Source organism: Massilimicrobiota sp. An134 (assembly GCF_002160815.1).
In the GTDB taxonomy this organism is placed as follows: domain Bacteria; phylum Bacillota_I; class Bacilli_A; order Erysipelotrichales; family Coprobacillaceae; genus Allocoprobacillus; species Allocoprobacillus merdigallinarum.
Map to the genome: position 1 here is coordinate 17,212 of NZ_NFLH01000019.1, position 20,907 is coordinate 38,118.

21 protein-coding genes and 1 other annotated feature are annotated in these 20,907 nt (G+C 32.1%); all 21 genes read right to left on the bottom strand.

Features of this window, described 5'->3' with window-relative positions:
* Position 1: 1 nt before the first annotated feature.
* A complete protein-coding gene (locus tag B5E79_RS08540) occupies positions 2-325 on the bottom strand; it encodes a ribosomal-processing cysteine protease Prp (protein WP_087242887.1) in 324 nt (107 codons plus the stop codon).
* Complete coding sequence (gene rplU, locus B5E79_RS08545) at positions 325-681, bottom strand: 50S ribosomal protein L21 (RefSeq protein ID WP_087242889.1); 357 nt, start codon at positions 679-681, stop codon at positions 325-327. The genes B5E79_RS08540 and rplU overlap by 1 nt, the downstream gene beginning before the upstream one ends.
* Positions 682-701: 20 nt before the next feature.
* Positions 702-770: a sequence feature (ribosomal protein L21 leader region), on the bottom strand.
* Positions 771-839: 69 nt separating this feature from the next.
* On the bottom strand, positions 840-1,754 hold the full coding sequence (gene xerA, locus B5E79_RS08550) for a site-specific tyrosine recombinase/integron integrase (protein WP_087242891.1): 915 nt from the start codon (positions 1,752-1,754) through the stop codon (positions 840-842).
* Complete coding sequence (trmFO, locus tag B5E79_RS08555; RefSeq protein ID WP_087297692.1) at positions 1,747-3,036, bottom strand: methylenetetrahydrofolate--tRNA-(uracil(54)-C(5))-methyltransferase (FADH(2)-oxidizing) TrmFO; 1,290 nt, start codon at positions 3,034-3,036, stop codon at positions 1,747-1,749. Before trmFO ends, xerA begins: the two co-directional genes overlap by 8 nt.
* A 36-nt stretch (positions 3,037-3,072) precedes the next feature.
* Positions 3,073-5,148: a type I DNA topoisomerase gene (topA, locus tag B5E79_RS08560; RefSeq protein WP_087297693.1), complete on the bottom strand. Its 2,076-nt coding sequence runs from the start codon at positions 5,146-5,148 to the stop codon at positions 3,073-3,075.
* A gap of 49 nt (positions 5,149-5,197) precedes the next feature.
* Complete coding sequence (gene dprA, locus B5E79_RS08565) at positions 5,198-5,962, bottom strand: DNA-processing protein DprA (protein WP_087242897.1); 765 nt, start codon at positions 5,960-5,962, stop codon at positions 5,198-5,200.
* A 206-nt stretch (positions 5,963-6,168) separates the two neighbouring features.
* The gene (locus B5E79_RS08570) at positions 6,169-6,798 is read right to left on the bottom strand and encodes a ribonuclease HII (RefSeq protein WP_087242899.1); all 630 of its coding nucleotides are present in this window, start codon (positions 6,796-6,798) and stop codon (positions 6,169-6,171) included.
* Positions 6,783-7,670 carry a ribosome biogenesis GTPase YlqF gene (gene ylqF / locus B5E79_RS08575; protein WP_224759470.1) on the bottom strand — a complete coding sequence of 296 codons (888 nt, stop codon included), beginning with the start codon at positions 7,668-7,670 and terminating at the stop codon, positions 6,783-6,785. Before ylqF ends, B5E79_RS08570 begins: the two co-directional genes overlap by 16 nt.
* A gap of 17 nt (positions 7,671-7,687) precedes the next feature.
* On the bottom strand, positions 7,688-8,230 hold the full coding sequence (gene lepB, locus B5E79_RS08580) for a signal peptidase I (protein ID WP_241147476.1): 543 nt from the start codon (positions 8,228-8,230) through the stop codon (positions 7,688-7,690).
* 89 nt (positions 8,231-8,319) lie between these two features.
* Positions 8,320-8,670, bottom strand: a complete 351-nt coding sequence (gene rplS, locus B5E79_RS08585) for a 50S ribosomal protein L19 (protein WP_087297695.1) — start codon at positions 8,668-8,670, stop codon at positions 8,320-8,322.
* Positions 8,671-8,780: 110 nt separating this feature from the next.
* The gene (trmD, locus tag B5E79_RS08590) at positions 8,781-9,500 is read right to left on the bottom strand and encodes a tRNA (guanosine(37)-N1)-methyltransferase TrmD (protein ID WP_087242905.1); all 720 of its coding nucleotides are present in this window, start codon (positions 9,498-9,500) and stop codon (positions 8,781-8,783) included.
* Entirely contained in the window at positions 9,500-9,994 is a 495-nt protein-coding gene (gene rimM, locus B5E79_RS08595) for a ribosome maturation factor RimM (RefSeq protein WP_224762536.1), read from the bottom strand. Before rimM ends, trmD begins: the two co-directional genes overlap by 1 nt.
* Positions 9,995-10,033: 39 nt before the next feature.
* Positions 10,034-10,285, bottom strand: a complete 252-nt coding sequence (locus B5E79_RS08600) for a KH domain-containing protein (RefSeq protein ID WP_087242907.1) — start codon at positions 10,283-10,285, stop codon at positions 10,034-10,036.
* 14 nt (positions 10,286-10,299) lie between these two features.
* The gene (rpsP, locus tag B5E79_RS08605; RefSeq protein ID WP_087242909.1) at positions 10,300-10,572 is read right to left on the bottom strand and encodes a 30S ribosomal protein S16; all 273 of its coding nucleotides are present in this window, start codon (positions 10,570-10,572) and stop codon (positions 10,300-10,302) included.
* A gap of 67 nt (positions 10,573-10,639) precedes the next feature.
* Positions 10,640-12,958: a cation-translocating P-type ATPase gene (locus B5E79_RS08610; protein WP_087297696.1), complete on the bottom strand. Its 2,319-nt coding sequence runs from the start codon at positions 12,956-12,958 to the stop codon at positions 10,640-10,642.
* 135 nt (positions 12,959-13,093) lie between these two features.
* The gene (ffh, locus tag B5E79_RS08615; protein ID WP_087297697.1) at positions 13,094-14,485 is read right to left on the bottom strand and encodes a signal recognition particle protein; all 1,392 of its coding nucleotides are present in this window, start codon (positions 14,483-14,485) and stop codon (positions 13,094-13,096) included.
* A gap of 11 nt (positions 14,486-14,496) precedes the next feature.
* A complete protein-coding gene (ylxM, locus tag B5E79_RS08620; RefSeq protein ID WP_087242915.1) occupies positions 14,497-14,823 on the bottom strand; it encodes a YlxM family DNA-binding protein in 327 nt (108 codons plus the stop codon).
* 1 nt (position 14,824) lies between these two features.
* Complete coding sequence (gene ftsY, locus B5E79_RS08625) at positions 14,825-15,805, bottom strand: signal recognition particle-docking protein FtsY (protein ID WP_087242917.1); 981 nt, start codon at positions 15,803-15,805, stop codon at positions 14,825-14,827.
* Positions 15,806-15,877: 72 nt separating this feature from the next.
* Positions 15,878-18,826, bottom strand: a complete 2,949-nt coding sequence (locus B5E79_RS08630) for a chromosome segregation protein SMC (protein ID WP_087297698.1) — start codon at positions 18,824-18,826, stop codon at positions 15,878-15,880.
* A gap of 14 nt (positions 18,827-18,840) precedes the next feature.
* Complete coding sequence (locus B5E79_RS08635) at positions 18,841-20,229, bottom strand: sensor histidine kinase (protein WP_087297699.1); 1,389 nt, start codon at positions 20,227-20,229, stop codon at positions 18,841-18,843.
* On the bottom strand, positions 20,226-20,900 hold the full coding sequence (locus tag B5E79_RS08640; RefSeq protein ID WP_087297700.1) for a response regulator transcription factor: 675 nt from the start codon (positions 20,898-20,900) through the stop codon (positions 20,226-20,228). The genes B5E79_RS08635 and B5E79_RS08640 overlap by 4 nt, the downstream gene beginning before the upstream one ends.
* Between the last annotated feature and the right edge of the window lie 7 nt (positions 20,901-20,907).

Sequence of the window (20,907 nt, forward strand, 5' to 3'; positions counted from 1 at the left end):
TTCATACCTCCATCTTTTTGATTTTCATGTATTTTGAATAAGATTCTTCAATTGTTTCCAGCATGACTTCAAATGTCCCTAGCACCACTTGAATCTGCTCATTCGTATGTTGAACCTTAATATCAATATATCCATCATTAATCTCAATCGTACCTAACTCTTGTGATAAAAACTGATAATGCACCAATGCATTTGCAATTCCTATGCAAGCAGTACTTACTCCAGCACATACTAAATCTTTGCCATATTCAGCACTTTGAGCATGTCCAGAAACCGTTATTTGAATAATGGATTGTTTATGCTTTTTAATAACAGCTTCAATCATTATTCAGCAGCTTCTGCAGTTTCGCTTTTTGGAGCTGCTTTTCTAGCAGTTTTTTTAATATCTTTGATCACTAATTTTGTATAAGGTTGTCTATGACCTTGTTTTTTATGATAATGCTTTTTAGGATTATATTTATAGATTAAAACTTTCTTTTCTTTACCTTGTTTTTCAACTTGAGCAGTGACAGTAGCTCCTTTAATATAAGGATTACCGATTTTATTTGTTTTATCTCCAATAAATAAAACTTTATCTAAAACAACTTCTTCTCCTTCAGCAACATCTAATTTTTCAACAAAAATAGAATCTCCAACTTCAACTTTTAATTGTTTTCCACCAGTTTCAATAATTGCGTACATGATGTACCTCCTTCTTTTTATAATAATCTCAGACTCGCCAATCAAGGCAGCTAAGCTTTAATACCTTGTATGTGCGGTTGTAGCTAGAGGTCTACAACATTTGTATATTATCATTTTATCATCTTATCGTCAACATTTTTTTCAAATATTCTCACTTCTTAATGATTTTGTTGATTTCTTGGATGTGAGTGATCATAAATTTCTTTTAAATGCTGTTTTGTAATGTGTGTATAAACCTGTGTTGTTGATAAATGAGCATGTCCTAATAGCTCCTGAACAACACGTAAATCAATACCCTGTTCTAATAAATGCGTTGCAAACGAATGACGAATGGTATGAGGATGAATTTTCTTAGTGGGATCATATGCTTTGACCACACGATTGACAATATCTTCCACACCACGATTTGTTAAAGGTTTACCAAACTTATTAATAAATACAAAATAATGATCCTGTTGTGATTTTGACATTATCTCTTGGCGATCGTTTTCAATATAATCTTTTAACCATGAAGCCGCATAATCATGAAACGGAACGTAACGATCTTTACCACCTTTTCCGTGAATCAACAGCAGTTGTCTAGAAAAATCAATTTGTGATAACTGCAGCTCTACAACTTCTGAACAACGTAGTCCTGAGGCATACATCAATTCAAGCATTGCTTTATTACGACGTCCTAATGATGTATGTGTATCAATACTATCTAACAAATCTAACATTTCATCAATATATAAAAAATCTGGTTGACGTTGTGGTTCTTTCAACGATTCAATAAGTAGAAACGGATTATCATCAATGCGTTCTTCTTTTTGTAGATAGCGATAAAGTCCTCTTAGACTACTCATATGATGATTAATCGTTTTAGGTGATAAATTCTTAGTATGTAAATAAGCCAAATAGCCTCTTAAAAAAGAATACTTTACTGTTTCAAAACAAGAAATATTCTCACGCTGACAGTATTGAATAAACTCTTCAATATCTCTTTGATATCCTTTGATTGTTAAAGATGAATAGTTTTTAAAATACTGCAAATAATGTAAATATTCTTTCATCGTCTTATAAAAATCAGACATTTGAAATAAAATCCTCCATCGTTTCAATAGCACGTTTGGCATAAGCATCCTTACGTTCTTTTTTCTTCACACGCACAGCTAAATCAGGTAAAATCCCAAAATTAGCTTTCATTGGCTGAAAATCATCTTCACTACCATGAGTAATATAATATGCCAAAGAGCCCATCACTGTCTCTCTAGGAAAAATCAGTAATTCCTGATCTTGTAAATATCTTGCCATATTAATACCAGCCACTATGCCACTTTGAGCTGACTCCACATATCCTTCAACACCTGTCATTTGTCCAGCAAAAAACAGATCATCACGATTTATAAACTGATATGTTGGTTTCAGATAGCGAGGCGAACAGATAAAACAGTTTCGATGCATAACACCATATCGTACAATTTTAGCATTTTCTAAACCAGGAATCATATGAATAATACGTTCCTGTTCTCCCCATTTTAAATGTGTCTGGAATCCAACAATATTATAAAGTGAACCAACAGCATTGTCTTGTCTTAATTGAACAACCGCATATGGTCTTTGACCATCCTTTTCTAATCCAACAGGTTTCATCGGTCCGAAAAGTAAAGTCTGTTTTCCTCTTCTGGCAATTTCTTCAAAAGGCATGCAGCCTTCAAAAAACTTTTCTTCAAAATCTTTTGGTTTAACAACTTCAGCTTCAATTAAAGCTTTATAAAAAGCTTCAAATTGTTCTTCATTCATCGGACAGTTAATATATTCAGCATCTCCTTTATCATATCTTGATTTGAGATAAGCTTTTGAAAAATCAATACTTTCTTTTTCTATGATAGGTGCTGCTGCATCATAAAAATAAAAATAATCTTTCTGCAACAATTGTTGAATATCTTGTGATAAAGCTGAGCTTGTCAGTGGGCCTGAAGCAATAATTGTTGGACCTTCAGGAATCCGAGTCACTTCTTGTCGTACAACTTCAATTAATGGCTGAGATTCGATGTATTCACTAATTGCTTTTGAAAACCCAAAACGATCAACAGCTAATGAACCTCCAGCAGGAACTTGATGTTCTCTGGCAAATTTCATAATTAAACTGTGATTCATTTCCATTTCTTTTTTTAATACACCTACAGCATTATGAAGTCCATCTGCTCTTAATGAATTAGAACAAACCAATTCAGCAAAGTATTCAGTTTTATGAGCACCAGTTGTCTGATGTGGACGCATTTCATATAGACGCACAGGAATATTGCGTAAAATCAACTGATGAGCAGCTTCTACTCCTGCTAATCCGCCCCCTATAATGTTGACTCTTTCCATTTGTTTTTCCTTTCTAAAAAGTCCCATATGGGACTTTTATTTAATAATTGTTTTACATTTTGGATAAGCTGAACAAGCTTTAAATTCACCAAATCGTCCCTTTTTAATGACAATTGGACTACCACATTTTGGACAAACTTCATCTGTCATCACTGGTTCAGCTTTTTTTCGTTCATTTTTAATATATTTACACTCAGGATAATTTGAACATGCTTCAAACTTCCCATAACGTCCTGTCTTATAAATCATTGGACTACCACATTTTGGACATGTTTCTCCTGTATACTCAATCGTTTCAGGTTCCTTTTTAATATATTTACATGTTGGATAGTTAGAACAAGCAACAAATGATCCATATTTTCCTTTACGAATCACTAGATCACCACCACATTCAGGACATGTTTCCCCTGTTTTTTGTGGTTGAATCTGCTCCATCTTATCATAAGCATTTTCTAACAAAGGTTCAAACTTATCTTCAAATGTTGTTAAAGCATGAACATAATCATCATGTCCTTCAGCAATTTCATCAAGTTCTTTTTCCATTTGAGCTGTATATTCAACATTGATAATACTATCAAAGAATTCAACCAGCTTTTCATTTGTTAATAAACCTGACTCCGTTGGTTTAAATGCTTTATCAACAAGTTCAACATATTGTCTTGTTACAATTGTATCAATAATACTTGCATAAGTACTTGGTCTACCAATTCCTAAATCTTCAAGTTCCTTAATTAATTTTGCTTCACTATAACGAGCTGGTGGTTTTGTAAAATGCTGTGTTTTTTGAATATCCTGACTTAATAATTTTTCATCAACTGTCACTTCAGGTAGAATTTCATCAGTTTGTTTTTCATAAGCGCCATAAACTCTTAAATATCCATCAAAGCAAATAACTGAACCACTCGCTTTAAATTCATAACCATTATTATCCAATGAAAGTGTTGTAGCATTCAATTTAGCTGGAGCCATTAATGAAGCAATTGCTCTAGCATAAATTAAAGAATATAACTTATATTCATCACGACTTAAATACTCTTTCACACTTTCTGGAGTACGCATAATACTTGTTGGTCGAATACCTTCATGAGCATCCTGAACATTGTCTTTTTTCTTTGACACCTTTACACTACCGACATAGTCTTGACCAAACTTTTCACCAATATATTGCTTAGCTTCATGAATAAATCCTTCAGATAAACGAATCGAATCCGTTCTCATATACGTAATAAGACCGACAGTTTCATTACCAATATCGACACCTTCATAAAGTTTTTGAGCAATCATCATTGTACGTTTTGCTTTAAAATTCAACTTTGAAGATGCTTCCTGCTGTAATGTAGATGTAATAAATGGTGGTTTTGAAGCACGTTTCTTCTGTGTTTTCTTCACATCAGAAACACGAAACTCTTTATTTAAAGCCTCATAAACAGTATTTGTTTCTTCTTCATTATGAAGTTCAATTTTTTTATTGTGATATTTAGCAAGCTCTGCTTCAAATGTCACATCATCTTTTTCAAATTGAGCTTTGACTTTCCAATATTCTTCAGGAATAAAAGCTTCAATTTCTTTTTCTCTTTCACAAATCAATCTCAATGCAACTGACTGAACACGACCAGCTGATTTCGATTTAATCTTTTTTTGTAGAAGCTTAGAAAGCTTAAATCCAATAATACGATCTAAAACTCTTCTCGTTTCTTGTGATTTAACAAGATTTTGATCAATTGTACGAGGATTTTTCAATGCATTGATAACAGCATCACGTGTAATCTCATTAAAAACAATACGATTTGTTGAATTTTCATCTAATCCCAACACTTCTGCAAGATGCCATGAGATTGCTTCACCTTCACGGTCAGGGTCAGTAGCCAAATAAACATAATCAGCTTCCTTCACGCATTTTTTCAACTCTTTCACAACATCTTTTTTGTCTTTATTAATAACATAATTAGGCTTGAAATTATTTTCCACATCGACTCCTAAACCACCTTTTCCAGTAGTTGCCAAGTCCCTAATATGCCCTTTTGATGAAGTCACTTCAAAATCTGCACCTAAATACTTTTGAATTGTTTTTGATTTTGATGGCGACTCAACAATCACTAAATTCTTACCCATCATATTACCTCCTACGTGTTTTCTATTATTAAGTCTTTTTTTTGATTTGTCAACCATAATCTTCATCTTCCATAATATCCTGAGCACTTAAAACAAGTTTAGCTCCCTGTTTAATAAGCTCATTACACCCCTGATAATCATCAAAACGTCCTGGAATACAATAAATGTCTTTTCCTTGTTCTAAAGCATAGCCAGCTGTAATCATGGTTCCACTTTTTTGTTTTGCCTCACTTATTAATATACTATAAGATAAACCCGCAATTATACGATTACGAAATGGAAACAGACGTTTTTGAGGAGCAGTTAAAAAAGGATATTCACTTAATACCAACTGATGTTCTTTCAGCTCCTCATATAATAGTCTATTCTCTTTAGGATAACAGTATTCAATCCCTGTTCCAAGTACAGCAATGGTACGTCCACCATAGGCAATTGCATTTTGATGAGCTACAGTATCAATACCTCTTGCCATCCCACTGACAATGGTATACCCATTTTGAACTAAATCTTTCACAAACAAATGTGTTGCTCGTTTCCCATATTCACTCATATTACGCATTCCCACAACACCAATCGTTTTTGTTTTCAACAATGATAAATCCCCATAATAATACAAAACAAATGGTGGACAGTTAATCTGTTTCAGCAATTCTGGATATTCATCACTAAAAATTGTTATGTAACGACAATTCATCCTTTTCATTAATTCTACTTTTAATTCTTCATCAACTCTTTCTTTATTCATTAAAGCTTTATAGATTTTTTGAAAATCCCCTTCATACTTTAAAGAAAAATACAATACTAATTCTTCCATATAATTATCCTCCTATTATTTATATACGCAAAAAATTGTCATTTTTCTTTTTTTCCATGAATTTTTTTCAAAAAATAAAAAACAATCAATTTTTCTATTGATTGCTTTGATCAACGGATTGAGAAAAATGCACTTCACAGAACGTAAGATATAATAATTTTAATATTTTTTACTTTGTAGTAAAAACATAGAATCTGATGATGTCTTTATTCATCAAATAAACTTAATTGTTGATTTAACATTTCAATAACTGGCTGAAAAGAACGTCTATGAATAGGTGTAACACCATATTTTTTGAGAGCTTCTTTATGTTGCTTTGTGGGATAACCCTTATGCTTATCAAAACCATATTCAGGGTATATCTTAGCATAATCCTGCATGATACGATCACGTGTCACTTTAGCCAAAATACTCGCTGCACCAATACTTAAAGATAATCCATCCCCTTTTATAATAGACTGATGTTCAATACTATCACCTAAAGGCATAGCATCTGTCAATGCATAATCTGGGCGAATAGATATATGTTCAATAGCGTCCAGCATTCCTTTTTTACTAGCCTGATAAACGTTTAAACGATCGACATCTTCAACATCAATAATTTCAATTTGATAAGCTAATGCATTTTCAATAATAATACGATAAAGTTCTTCACGTTTTTTTTCAGTTAATTTTTTAGAATCATTAATTCTTTCATCATAATAATCTCGAGGGAAAATAACAGCTCCTACAACCAATGGACCAGCCATTGGACCACGACCAGCTTCGTCAAGTCCCACAATATAATGTTTTCCTAAATCATAAGCCATTTGCTCATATTTTAGTCGTTCACACATGTTGGATCCTCCCATGTGATTTTTCCAATGCTACCATCATTGACTTCACTAAAGAAAAGTTCCATAACACGATCATAATCCGTTTCCCCACGTAATGGTTTTATTTTTCTTATTTTTGCAATATGATCAAATGTATGAATAATCCAATCAGGATCATTTTCATCAATTTCTAATTGATAACGTTCTTTTAAAAGTTCCGGATAATGCTTAGACAAATAACGCATAGCTTCAATAAACAAATCATCTAAAGGTAAAATACTTTGTTTGATTGATCCCAATAATGCTATATTTTTGGCCACATGTTCATCATCAAGTTTTGGCCATAATACACCTGGTGTATCAAATAATTCAAAATCTTTAGCAATGCGAATAATTTGTTGAGCCTTAGTCACACCTGGTTTATTTCCCGTCACTGTAGCTTTACGATTTGCCAGTTTATTAATAAAAGTTGACTTCCCGACATTTGGAATTCCCAAAACCATAGCACGAATAGCACGTGGTTTGAGACCTCTGGCTTTTTCCTTTTCCATTTTATCTTTCAAAACAACACGGCATTTTTCAATAACTTTCTGGTATTCATTGAAATTCTTTAGATTCACGCTCATAGCCTGATAGCCACATTTTTCATAATATTGAACCCACTGTTTGGTATACTGGTCATCTGCCATATCCTTCTTTGTTAAAACAATAAGACGAGGCTTATTTTTTGTTATCTCATTAATCATTGGATTTTTTGATGAATAAGGAGCACGTGCATCTACCAATTCAATGACAATATCAATAACTTTTATTTTTTCTGTTATTTCTCTTCTGGCTTTAGCCATATGTCCAGGAAACCAATGAATATTCATTTTTGATCCTTGATTAGCCATTTTCATCACCATCCTTTTTAATCAATCCATTGAATATGAGTAAATGGATAGATCACAAGTCCTTTCATTCCAACAAAATCATCAATAGTAAATGGTCCCAACTCTCGAGAATCAGTGGAACGCAAACGATTATCTCCCATCACAAAATATTCACCATCTTGTAAAGTGACTTCAAAGTCATCTGTAAATTGTTCAACATTATAAGTTAATTTTGATTCTTCAACAAAATCCTGATCTAAAAAATCTTGTTGAACAAGCTCATCATTTATATATAATTCATCATTTTCAAAACGTACTGTTTCATTAGGTAATCCTATAACACGTTTAATAATCTTTTCATTAAGCTGCTGACTATCAATCACTACAATATCAAAACGATGGATATTATCTTCTTGAATTCCCATGGCATTAATCATAGCTATACTATGATCATGTAATGTATTTTCCATTGAAATGCCTTCAATTCTTACTGGTATTACAACAAATTTAAAAATACCGATAGTCACAGCAATCACAACTATAATTTCTACAATAGAAACATAGAGTTTCTTTTTGTTCATTCTCATCGCTCCTTTTCTATGTACCTTTTTATTATACATTTAATAGGCTCAAAAGACTAGAAAAAAAGTATGGGACCATCCCATACTTTTTATTTACGAATTTCTTTAATTCTTGCAGCTTTTCCTGATAATCCACGTAAGTAATGTAATTTAGCTCTACGTACTTTACCAATTTTAGCAACTTCAATTCTATCAATGATTGGTGAATGAAGTGGGAAAACTCTTTCTACACCAACTTGGTAAGAAATTTTTCTAACAGTAAAAGTTTCAGAAATTCCTCCACCTTTTCTAGCAATACAAACACCTTCAAATAACTGAATACGTGTTTTATCTCCTTCTTGAATTTTTACATAAACTTTTAAAGTATCTCCAGGTTTGAAATCTGGAATGTCGTTTCTTAATTGTTTTTTAGTAATTTCTTGTACTAATTGCATATTCATGATATGACTTCCTCCTTCACAAAATTTATCTTCGAAGTTCATACGTTATTTAACCAGCGGAGCTTCTGCGTCCAAAGACTAAGAAATATTATCATTTTTTATTATAAAAATCAATCTTTTTTTGTGATTTTTTCTAATATTTTTAATTCTTCATCAGTAAAGTTTCTAGTTTTTAACAAATCAGGGCGTTTCAAATAAGTTTTCTTTAAAGATTGTTCCAAACGCCATTGTCTAATTTTTTCATGATGACCACTCATCAAAACATCAGGAACACAGTTTCCATCATATTCATAAGGACGTGTGTATTGTGGATATTCTAACAATCCTTGACTAAAAGAATCATCTTCATGAGAAGATTCACGAATAGCGCCTTCCAATAAACGAATAATTGCATCACAACATACCATACTGGCAAGTTCTCCACCTGTTAAGACATAATCACCAATGGAAAGTTCCATATCCACATAGTCACGAATACGTTCATCAAATCCTTCGTAATGTCCACATATAAAAATCAAATGTTTTTCTAAAGATAATTGATAACTTAATTGCTGATGAAATGTCTGTCCCTGTGGCGACATTAAGATGACAAGACTGTCAGGAGTCGTCAGTGTCTTTAAACAATCAATAATAGGCTGACACATTAAAACCATACCTTGTCCCCCACCATAAGGATAATCGTCTACTTTTTTATGTTTATTATCAGCAAATTCTCTAAAATCATGAACGTGAACTTCCACAACCTGTGCATCTATAGCTCTTTTGATAATAGAAGTTTCTAAGAAACCATTAAACATTTCAGGAAACAATGATAAAATATCAATTTTCATTATAAAAATCCCTCTATTAAATGTACGTCTATACGCTTATTTTCTATATCTTCATCAACAATAAAAGCATCAACATAAGGAATCATAATTTTTTCTTTTCCCTTAACAACTAAAATATCATGATGATCATAGAGTTGAACATCTTGTACAACACCAATCAACTGACCATCATTATAAACCTGACAGCCAATAATATCACTGACATAATATTCATCATCACCTAATAAGTTTTCATCTTTACAAGCATAAAGTAAACATCCTTTATATTTTTCCACTAAATTAATATCACGGTGGTTTTCAAAAGTCACTAACACATGTCCTTTATGAAAACGGTGTGAAGCAACTGTCATTTCTATAGTTTGGCCCTGATATTCCAGATAAAGTGTAGCCCCTTTTTGAAATCTTTCTTCAATAAAATCTGTTGATGCTTTTACTTTCAATTCTCCTTTAATGCCATGTGTATTCACGATTTTTCCAACAATGACTTGATTCATAATGTCCTCCTTGAATAAAAAATAGATGTGGAACCACATCTATTCTCCATAAGATTCAAATTTGATGTCTAATTTTTGATGATTTAAACGTCCACTTACAGACATAAGTTGACGTATAGAATTAGCCATCATTCCTTTTCTACCGATTAATCTTGCAATATCACTTTTTGAAGCATAGACATATAAAACGATTGTATCTTCATCTAATGAAGGCATCTGTCTGACTTCTAATTTATCTTTTTCAATAACAAGTTCACTTGCAAGTTCCTGTAAAGTTTTGACGTAATCCACTTTATATCACCAGCTTATTTTTTTGCTTTTGAATCAGCAAATTTTTTCATAATACCTTTTTGGCTTAAGATATTTCTTACTGTATCAGAAGGTTGAGCACCTTTATTTAACCATGCTAAAACTTCTTCTTCTTTGATTGTGACAACAGCTGGATCTTGTCTAGGATCATAAGTTCCTAATTGTTCTAAGAAACGTCCATCTCTAGGCATTCTTGAATCTGCCGCTACAATTCTATAAAATGGTGATTTTTTTGCACCCATTCTTTTTAATCTAATTTTTACTGCCATAATCTTTCCTCCATTTATTGATTTTGCTTTCCTAGTATAACATATATTTGAAATGTGTCAAGTATTTTTACTTAACATCTTTTGTTTTGAAAGCAATAATATGTCTAACAACCTCTTTAAAGAGTAATCCAATGCAAGTAATAATGATTGTGAGAATGATTTGAGAATATGTAAGCATTGTGATGTGTAATAATTGATGGAATAAAAGGATAGCCAAAATAAATCCTAAAACCATAGTTACACAGACAAATAAACGTAATTTCGTCATTGGGAAACTTGAAACAATGACAGCCTGCATACTTATACATGCAAGTGCCAAATACATCATTGTGACACTTTGTTCCATAGGAATATGGAATAATGGTCGACCTGTATAAACAAGTAAAAAACATAATAAGACACCACAAGCATGAGGGAATGTATTTTTTAATACTGTTGGTAAGAACTGACCTTTGATTTTTTGTGTTTGTGGTTCTAACAATGTTAAAAATGATGGCCAAGCTTCAATTGCAAAGTCAATTAAAGTAATTTGAATAGGAATAAATGGGAATGGAATATTACAGATTGCACATGCTATTGTTAAAATAATAGAATAAATTGTTTTAATAAAGAAAACACTAGCAACTCTTGTTAAGTTATTAACAACTCGACGTCCTTCTAAAACAACTTCAGGCAAACATGAAAACTCTGAATTCAATAAAACAATTTGAGATAACTGTTTAACTGCTTCACTCCCTTCAGCAATCGCAATACTACAATCTGCCTCTTTTAAAGCCAACATATCATTCACCCCATCACCTGTCATTGCGACTGTATGACCTTGTCTTTTTAATGCTTCAACAAGCCATTTTTTCTGTTGAGGTGTCACTCTACCAAAAACTGAATATTGATTCACAAGTTCATCCATTTGACTTTCACTATTTTGAACTTCACTTAAATCAATATACTTATCATAATTTTTCAATCCTGCCATTTGAGCAATCTTAGAGACAGCCAAAACATGATCTCCTGAAATAACTTTCACATCTACACCCTGACTATCAAAATACTGCAATGTTTTTTCAACATCTTTACGTATCATATCAGTTAAAACAATAGCCAAAACGGGTGTCACTTCAGGAAGTGGAGCTTTAACATCAAGCTTATTTTGAGTATAGGCAATAATAATCACACGTTTACCATTTTCAATCTGCTGCATTAAAGATGCTGGAAGATTCTTCATTAAACGTTCAGGCGCTCCCATAACAATACTTCCATAATCATCAAATGTCATGGCACTCCATTTTCGTTGTGATGAAAAGGCAACCTTTTGACTTGGAACATGTTTTTCATTCAGTGTAAAATGATCACATATCGCTTGATAAGTTGCATTGTTATCATCACTATAATGCAAATAAGAACCAAAATATTCTGTAAATGTATCAGATGATAAAGAAGATAAAAACTCTACCTTTTCAACTTTCATTTTTCCATTTGTTATTGTTCCTGTTTTATCCAAACATAATGTATCAACATGAGCAAGTGTTTCTAAAGAATAAATATCCTGAATTAAAATTTTCTGCTTGGCAAGTTTTGTGACCCCTGCTGCCAAACTTACACTCATCAATAGAACAAGCCCTTTTGGCAACATTCCTAATAAACCTGCAGAACTACTGATCACAGCCTGTGACAAAGCATCTTGTCTAAGAAAATAAGCTTCAAGAAATAAAATAATTCCTAAAGGAACAATCATAAAACTTGTTACTTTTGTCACTTTACGCATTGAATTTAATAATTCTGATTGTAATTCTTTTGCTTTTTTGACTTCATTTGTTAAACGTGATGTATAGTTATCTTCACCAACATGAATAACTTTTGCATAACATTTCCCACTAATAACACTACTTCCTGAAAGCAAATCACTTTCTTGATTTTTATGAATAGGATCAGATTCTCCAGTTAATAAAGATTCATTAGCTTCAATTTCACCATCAATAACAACACTGTCACAACAAATCTGATCTCCTGCTTCTAAAATCATAATATCATCCATTACGATTTCATCAACATGAATTGTCACTTGTTGCTGATCTCTTAAAACTTTAACATGAGGAATCATCAGCAATGATAACTCATCAACCAGCTTTTTAGCGTGTATCTCTTGAATAATTCCTATACAGACATTAGCAATGATAATCACAATAAAAACAAGATTTGACCAAGCTCCAACAAGCGCTAAAGCAATCGCAATTAAAACATTTAATAAATTAAATAATGTACAAATATTTTCGCGAAATATCTGACTATAACTTTTACTAATTGTTTTTTGTTGTCGATTAACTTCACCACGTTGCTGACGTTGTAGCACTTCACCATGAGTTAATCCTTTAATTTGTTTTTGATCCATTTTACTATCTCCAATCATTTATTTTCCTATAATACTATCATACTTTCTGTATAAATTCTTTTATTTTATATTTTTTTACATAGCTTCACAACATGCAAAAGCCTTATTGATTATATCATCAATAAGGACTTTTGGCTATCTTTTCTTTTTCTTCTTATGTCTTTCCTTTTTACGATTAGGATTAAAATTCATACGATTTTGTGGCCTTTGCGTAGGCATACCCGTTGTTGGATCTAAATTTCCCATCTGTTTCATCATTTGTTTAGAAGCTTCAAACTGTTTTATCAAACGATTGACATCAGCCACACTACGTCCACATCCTTTTGCAATTCTTTCTTTACGTTTAGCATTTAAAATAGATGGATCACGTCTTTCTTCTAATGTCATGGAATATATAATGGATTCTGTTAATTTTAATTTTTTATCAGTATCTTCATCATTGATTTGAGGCATTTTTGGCATACCTGGAATCATCTTTAAAATACCAGATAAAGGTCCTAATTTTCTAACTTGATGCATTTGTTCAAGCATATCATCCAAACCAAAAGTACCACGTTTCATACGTTCAAATGTTTTCATTGTTTCTTTTTCATCATAAACATCTTGAACTTTTTCAACTAATGAAACGACATCACCCATTCCTAAAATACGATCTGCCATACGATCTGGATAGAATAAATCAATCGCATCTAATTTTTCACCAGTCCCAATGAACTTAATCGGTACATGTGTAATATGACGAATAGATAGTGCTCCCCCACCTCGTGAATCACCATCTAATTTTGTTAAAACAGCACCTGTAATTTGTAAATGATCATGGAATGATTGAGCAACATTGACAATGTCTTGTCCTGTCAAAGCATCAACAACTAATAAGATTTCACTAGGATGAACAATATCTTTAATATTCTGTAATTCATTCATTAAAGGTTCATCAATATGTAAACGCCCAGCAGTATCAATAAGAACAACATCATGATGATTCGCATAAGCATAATTCATAGCCTCACTGACAATTTGTTCTGCTTTCACATCTGTTCCTTTTTCAAAGACTGGAATATCTAATTGTTCCCCAAGCGTCTTTAACTGATCAACTGCAGCTGGACGATAAATATCTGCCGCAACCAATAATGGATTTTTACTATATTTTTTAGATAATAATTTTGCAATCTTTCCAGAAGTTGTTGTTTTCCCAGAACCTTGCAATCCAACCATCATAATAACTGTTGGTTTTTTTGATAAATCTAGTTCACTGACTGTTGTTCCTAATAATTCAACCAACTCATCATGAACAATCTTGACAACGACCTGTCCAGGTTTTAATGAACCTAAGACATCCTGTCCCAAAGCTTTTTGTTTCGTATTCGCAATAAATTCTTTAACAACTTGAAAATTCACGTCTGCTTCTAATAAAGCCAATCTAATTTCTCGAAGCATCTCGTCCATATTTTCTTCTGTTAAAGTTGCTTGTCCTCTAATCTTTTTTAAACTCTCCTGCAATCTTTCAGAAAGCGATTCAAAAGCCATATTTTATCCTCCTATATCTTCTTTAACATTTCTAAATAATCTTGCATTTGTTGATTATCAATTTGCTGATTTTCAATTTTTTGAATCAAAGCCATACGCTCAATATGCTTTTCCATTAAATGAAGCTTTGACTCATATTCTTCCAATGAAGCTACTGCTCGTTTTAGCTGATCATATACAGCATTACGAGAAACCATCAGGTCTTCAGCAATTTCAGACAAAGAAAAATCTTCTTCATAATATAACGATAAATATTGTCTTTGTTTATCTGTCAATAAATCACCATAACAATCCATCAACAAATTCACACGTTGTGTCTTTTCTAAATGTGATGTCATATTATTTCTCCAATAATCCTTTGCATAAACCATAGATATATTGTTCAAGATCAAATTCCTGTAAATCATCCATTTGTTCACCTAAACCAACAAATTTAACTGGAATATTTAAAGCATCTTTAATAGATAAAACAATACCACCTTTAGCAGTTCCATCCATCTTTGTTAAAACAAGACCTGTAATATCTGTGATTTTAGAAAATTCCTGTGCCTGTGAAACTCCATTCTGTCCTGTTGTCGCATCAATAACCAAAAGAGTTTCCTGTGGTCCCTGTGGTACAACACGCTTTATGATACGATTCATCTTTTCTAATTCGTTCATGAGATTCACTTTATTTTGTAAACGTCCGGCTGTATCACAAATCAAAACATCCACTTTTTGTTCTTTTGCACGTTTTAAAGCATCAAAGACAACTGAAGACGGATCTCCACCTTCTTTACCTTTCACACATTCAATACCTAGACGTTTAGCCCAGACATCTAGCTGATCAATGGCCCCAGCTCTAAAAGTATCACCTGCAGCAACCATGACTGTCTTACCTTCATTTAGCATCATATGAGCCAACTTAGCAATCGTTGTTGTTTTCCCTGCACCATTAACACCAATCATTAAAATAACTGTTAAATCTTCATCATCATAATTGATTTTTGTAGTCATATAGGAATCATTGGCATAAATGACAAACATCTTATCAATAATAATTTCATTAATTTCTTTAGGATCTTTGATGTTTTGAAGACGAACTTCTTTTTTAATTTCATCTACAATTGTCATAACCATATTGACACCAACATCACTCATAATCAAAATATTTTCCAGTTCTTCAAAATAATCATCATCTATTTCACGATAACGTGCTGCTAATTCATTAATTTTTGATGAAAATGAAGAATTAGACTTATCCAAACCAGCTACATATTTATCATTTTGTTTCGCTGACTTTCCTACTAATGTTTCTTTGATTTTACTAAAAAAGCCCATAAACATCCTCCTCAAACTGATTGACATATCATAAAGATAACACTTCTTGATGATATGTCAATATTTTTTCATCTATGATGCCGTTTGTGCCAAATCAATAGCATCCTTTAATTTCACACTCACAAGTTTTGTCACACCTTTTTGTTGCATAGTAGCTCCATATAACAAATCACATTCTTCCATTGTTCCCTCACGATGAGTGACAACAATAAATTGTGTCTGATGAGAAAACTCTCTTAAATATTTGGCAAAACGTTCTACATTCGCAACATCCAAAGCGGCTTCAACCTCGTCTAAAATACACATTGGCACTGGTCGCACACGTAAAATAGCAAATAGACATGAGATGGCAATCAATGCTTTTTCTCCTCCCGAGAATAAAGTAATATTCTGGACTGCTTTTCCTGGTGGCTGTACGTCAATGTCAATTCCTGTTTCTAAAATATTATCAGGATCACTATATTTCAATTCCGCTTTTCCACCACCAAAAAGATTTCTAAACACAATATTAAATTCATGATTAATCTTTTCAAATGTTTCACTAAAACGTGAAACCATGATTTCATCCATTTCATCAATAGCTTTTAAAATACTATCCTGAGCATGAATAAGATCTAAACGTTGGTGATTTAAAGTTTCATAACGTGTAGACACTTCTTCATAATCTTCAATAGCCTGTAAGTTGACATGTCCCAAAGAATCAATCTGATGTCTTAATAAACGTACTTCTTCTTTGGATTTTTGCATATCAATATCACGAGCATATTCTTCACTGGCAAATTCATATGTCATCTTATATTCTTCATTTAAACGCTGTAAATGATTTTGCAGTTCTGTTTCCTGTTTGGCTTTATCAACCTGCTTTTGTGTCATATCGTTTTGAATTTGTCTTAAATGAGCTCGTGTGACTTTCAAAGTATCTTCCAGCTGATCATTTTCATTAACAAAACTCATACGCAATTCTCGCTTAGCCTGAATACTTTCAGTTAAACGATCTCTTCTTTTTTTAGCTTCATTTAGCTCTTGAAGCAATTGATTATCTTGCGTTCCTTTTTCAATCTCTGATAATTCAACGCTTTGATGTGTTAAACTTTCATATTCACTTTTGGCAATCTGTAATTCACTTTTCTTATTTGTGACAACCAACTCCAATTTAGCAAATGACATCTGTTTTTGTAGAAGATTATGAGAAATTTCTCTTGCTAAATTATCTAATTCATTAAGTTTGGCTTTCTTCATTGTGATATCTTGTTCACTTTGACGAATGGTTTCCTGTAACAATTCTAATTCACGTTTATTTGTTAAAAGTGATGAAGATTGTTTAAAACTTCCTCCAGTTAATGAACCACCCACATTGATGACTTCACCAGCCAAAGTTACAATTTTATATCTGGCATATGTTGCTTTTGATAAAAGAGATGCATTTTCTAATGTATCAGCTACAATCACATGTCCTAATTGATTCAAAACAATCGTTTTAATTTTATCAGGATATCTCACAAAATCACTCATAACACCCAAAAATCCTTGTGTATTTTGACATACCAGTAAATGTTCTTCTCGCAAATGTCTTTCCTTCATTGTTGTGATAGGTAAAAATGTTGCACGTCCTGATTTATTATTCTTTAAAAAATGAATAGCATGTCTCGCATCTTCATCACTATCAGTCACAATAAACTGCACTGCATTTCCTAAAGCAACTGCTAAAGCTGTTTCATATTCTTCTTGAGTTTCCAATAAATCTCCAAGTACACCTACAATTCCATTCATGGAATCTTTAGCTTTTATAATAGAACGTACACCATAACTATACCCAGATTTGTTTTCTACCAAATCAACCAGCTGCTCTCTACGGTGACGGTCTTGATGCAATTTTAAATTAAGATTTTCAATATCCTGTCTTAAAGCATTCATCTGAGCACGATTTTTTTCCTGAGAAGCTTCCAAAGTTAATTTTTCTTCCTTTGTTTCATTATAACGATTAACACGATCATTATATTCACTAATAGCATCTTGTAAAATGGCTTTTAACTGTTCCATACGTGCCTGTAAATCTTCTTTGTTAGTTGTCTCTAAAATATGTTTACGATTAGCATCAATCTCAACTTTTTGTGTTTCTAATTGATTAACATTATTCATAGCTGTTAAAAGTTGGCCTTGAAGTCCATTGACTTCCTGATCCAAATCAAACATCTTTTTCTTTAAGCTTTCATTTTGTTGTTCATTAATTAAGATTTGTCCTTCAATTGTCACTTTTTCTTTATCCAGTAAATCTAAAGATTGATTTAAATCCTGTAAAGATTGAGATAAAGTTTCAATTCCTTTTACCAGTACACTTACTTCAATAGACTGTAACTGTTCTTTTAAATCCAAGTAAATTTCAGCTTTTTCCTTTTGACGTTTTAATGGTGAAATCTGTTTTTCTAATTCCAAACAAATATCTTCAACACGATCCAAATTATCCTTTGTTCTTTCTAATTTTCGAATCGATTCAAGCTTTCTTTTTTTATACTTCGCTACACCTGCCGCTTCTTCAAACATTCCTCTTCTTTCTTCAGGCTTACTATCAGCGAATGAAGAAATATTCCCCTGTGAAATGATGGAAAGTGAATCTCTTCCTAAACCTGTATCCATAATTAAATCAACAATATCTTTTAAACGACATGGTTCCTTATTAATTAAATATTCTGCCTCATTATTTTGACGATATAAGCGTCTTGTTATTTCTACTTCATTATAATCAACATTCATAAAACGATCTTCATTATCAAATACAAGTGTCACTTCAGCAACATTTTGTGCCTTACGGTCTTCACTACCATTAAAAATAACATCGGACATATTAGAACCACGTAATGATTTCACTGACTGTTCACCTAATACCCATCTGACAGCATCGCTGATATTCGATTTTCCACAACCATTAGGACCAACTATCCCAGTAATTCCTGGTTGAAATTCAATGACTGATTTATCGGCAAATGATTTAAAACCATGTAATTCAATTCTTTTTAAATACATAAATCAATTCCTTTCTAACCATGATTTTCTTTTTTTATAAGTCTTTCACTAATATGAAATGATTTATTCTGAGGCAAATGAACGGTAAAGCGACTGCCTCCTTCTTCTCTTGATATAACATCAATACGTCCCTTATGTAAATCAACAATTCTTTTTACAATAGATAACCCTAATCCATTGCCTTCTACACTTCGTGATTTATCTTGACGATAAAAACGTTCAAAAATATGTGATATAGCTTCTTTGCTCATACCAACACCCGTATCCTCGATACTGACTTCCACTTCTTTAGATGTTTTCTTGACATGTACCATGACAACTCCATTATCTTGTGTGTATTTAATCGCATTGTTGATCAAATTAATCCACACTTGTTCTAAACGTGATTCATCTGCTTCAATACGAATATCATTTTTAGGTATTTCAAATTCTATTTCAATATTTTTACTTAACGCAAAATTATCTTGTGTTTCAATAACACGATTTAACTGTTCAATTAACGAGAACTCACTGATTTCTAATTTAACATCTTCACCTTCCAATAAAGTTAACTGTAACATATTTTTAGAAAGTGTAGATAAACGTTTACTATGAAATAAAATGATATCTGCATATTTTTGACGTTGCTCATCAGTTAATTTTTCATTCTTTAAGATTGTCGCAAAACCTTGAATAGCCGTTAAAGGCGTTTGAAACTCATGTGAAACATCAGATATGAACTGTTGACGTGTTTCATCCTGCTTGGCAAGCTGTTGAGCCATTTGATTAAAACTGCGATTTAAACGTGCAATTTCATCCTTACCAGTATAATTAACACGAACACGATAATTTCCTTTTGATAATTCATTTGTTGCTTTAGTTAAACGTGAAATAGGTTTAACAATAATATCAGCAATGACTAAAAATGTGATACTTCCAGCAACAAGCATACAAAAGACAGCTATTAAAGCAGAATCCAGGAAAATCATTTCCCTTTTACTCATATCTTTTTGAACATAGACAATATAATTTTGATTTTTGACTTCAAAAGATTTTGCATAAATACGTATAGATGAATCTTGTAAAATAATACTTTGTCCTATATTTTCTCTTAAAACATCTGTTTCTTCATGAGAGAGATGTTCTCCTTTGATATTTCCATAAGTCTTTTTTTGACCATTACTTTCAATATAAAAACTCACTTCTGAAGTTGAGGCATAACCCTGTAATATTTTATCTAAATCATCTCGGTCGATTAATTGAATAAAATCTTCTATAAGTTCTGTTGAATTTTTAAGTTCTTCAACAGCCAGTAACCCCAGTTCATTTGCATTTTTACGCAATGAAAAATATCCAGCAATTGAAAAACTAAATAAAATACTGACTAAAAATCCAATAATCAGCTTCCCATAAATGGATTTCATGGTTTAACCTCAATCTTATATCCTAATCCCCTGACTGTCACCACTTTAAATCCAGGCAAATGTCCTAAATTTTCACGAATACGTTTAATATGAACATCTACAGTACGATCAAATCCATCATAATCCATTCCCCAAATTTTTTCAATTAACTGTTCACGAGTAAAAATCTGATTAGGATTTTTCGCTAATTCAAAGGCCAATTCAAACTGTTTTAAAGGCAAATGAATTGTTTGATCTTTATATCTGATTTCATATTTATCACCATCAAAAACCACATCATGTAAAGTCACAATATTCTGACTATTGATACTATATCTTTTTAAAATTGTTTTCACTCTTGCTAAAAGTTCATCAGGATCAAATGGTTTTGTCACGTAATCATCTATTCCTAATGAAAAACCTCTTAATTTATCTGCTGACTGTGATTTGGCAGTTAACATAATAACGGGAATGTCTTTCATTTCCTTCATTTCCTCTACCAATTGAAATCCATCCATCACTGGCATCATAATATCAACAATTGCTAAATCAATATATTCATTTTCTAAAAGATGTAAAGCTTCCTCTCCACTAGCAGCCTGAACCACTGAGAATCCCTCTTTATCTAAATAAAAACGGATCAATTCTCTAATATGTTCTTCATCATCAACTATTAAAATCTTTGATTTCATAATCTTT

What these genes read in the sequence shown, in the direction of transcription:
- B5E79_RS08540 (WP_087242887.1), bottom strand. Translation starts at nt 325, where the DNA reads ATGATTGAAGCTGTTATTAAAAAGCATAAACAATCCATTATTCAAATA.
- rplU (WP_087242889.1), bottom strand. Translation starts at nt 681, where the DNA reads ATGTACGCAATTATTGAAACTGGTGGAAAACAATTAAAAGTTGAAGTT.
- xerA (WP_087242891.1), bottom strand. Translation starts at nt 1,754, where the DNA reads ATGTCTGATTTTTATAAGACGATGAAAGAATATTTACATTATTTGCAG.
- trmFO (WP_087297692.1), bottom strand. Translation starts at nt 3,036, where the DNA reads ATGGAAAGAGTCAACATTATAGGGGGCGGATTAGCAGGAGTAGAAGCT.
- topA (WP_087297693.1), bottom strand. Translation starts at nt 5,148, where the DNA reads ATGGGTAAGAATTTAGTGATTGTTGAGTCGCCATCAAAATCAAAAACA.
- dprA (WP_087242897.1), bottom strand. Translation starts at nt 5,962, where the DNA reads ATGGAAGAATTAGTATTGTATTTTTCTTTAAAGTATGAAGGGGATTTT.
- B5E79_RS08570 (WP_087242899.1), bottom strand. Translation starts at nt 6,798, where the DNA reads ATGTGTGAACGACTAAAATATGAGCAAATGGCTTATGATTTAGGAAAA.
- ylqF (WP_224759470.1), bottom strand. Translation starts at nt 7,670, where the DNA reads ATGGCTAATCAAGGATCAAAAATGAATATTCATTGGTTTCCTGGACAT.
- lepB (WP_241147476.1), bottom strand. Translation starts at nt 8,230, where the DNA reads ATGAACAAAAAGAAACTCTATGTTTCTATTGTAGAAATTATAGTTGTG.
- rplS (WP_087297695.1), bottom strand. Translation starts at nt 8,670, where the DNA reads ATGAATATGCAATTAGTACAAGAAATTACTAAAAAACAATTAAGAAAC.
- trmD (WP_087242905.1), bottom strand. Translation starts at nt 9,500, where the DNA reads ATGAAAATTGATATTTTATCATTGTTTCCTGAAATGTTTAATGGTTTC.
- rimM (WP_224762536.1), bottom strand. Translation starts at nt 9,994, where the DNA reads ATGAATCAAGTCATTGTTGGAAAAATCGTGAATACACATGGCATTAAA.
- rpsP (WP_087242909.1), bottom strand. Translation starts at nt 10,572, where the DNA reads ATGGCAGTAAAAATTAGATTAAAAAGAATGGGTGCAAAAAAATCACCA.
- B5E79_RS08610 (WP_087297696.1), bottom strand. Translation starts at nt 12,958, where the DNA reads ATGGATCAAAAACAAATTAAAGGATTAACTCATGGTGAAGTGCTACAA.
- ffh (WP_087297697.1), bottom strand. Translation starts at nt 14,485, where the DNA reads ATGGCTTTTGAATCGCTTTCTGAAAGATTGCAGGAGAGTTTAAAAAAG.
- ylxM (WP_087242915.1), bottom strand. Translation starts at nt 14,823, where the DNA reads ATGACATCACATTTAGAAAAGACACAACGTGTGAATTTGTTGATGGAT.
- ftsY (WP_087242917.1), bottom strand. Translation starts at nt 15,805, where the DNA reads ATGGGCTTTTTTAGTAAAATCAAAGAAACATTAGTAGGAAAGTCAGCG.
- B5E79_RS08630 (WP_087297698.1), bottom strand. Translation starts at nt 18,826, where the DNA reads ATGTATTTAAAAAGAATTGAATTACATGGTTTTAAATCATTTGCCGAT.
- B5E79_RS08635 (WP_087297699.1), bottom strand. Translation starts at nt 20,229, where the DNA reads ATGAAATCCATTTATGGGAAGCTGATTATTGGATTTTTAGTCAGTATT.
- B5E79_RS08640 (WP_087297700.1), bottom strand. Translation starts at nt 20,900, where the DNA reads ATGAAATCAAAGATTTTAATAGTTGATGATGAAGAACATATTAGAGAA.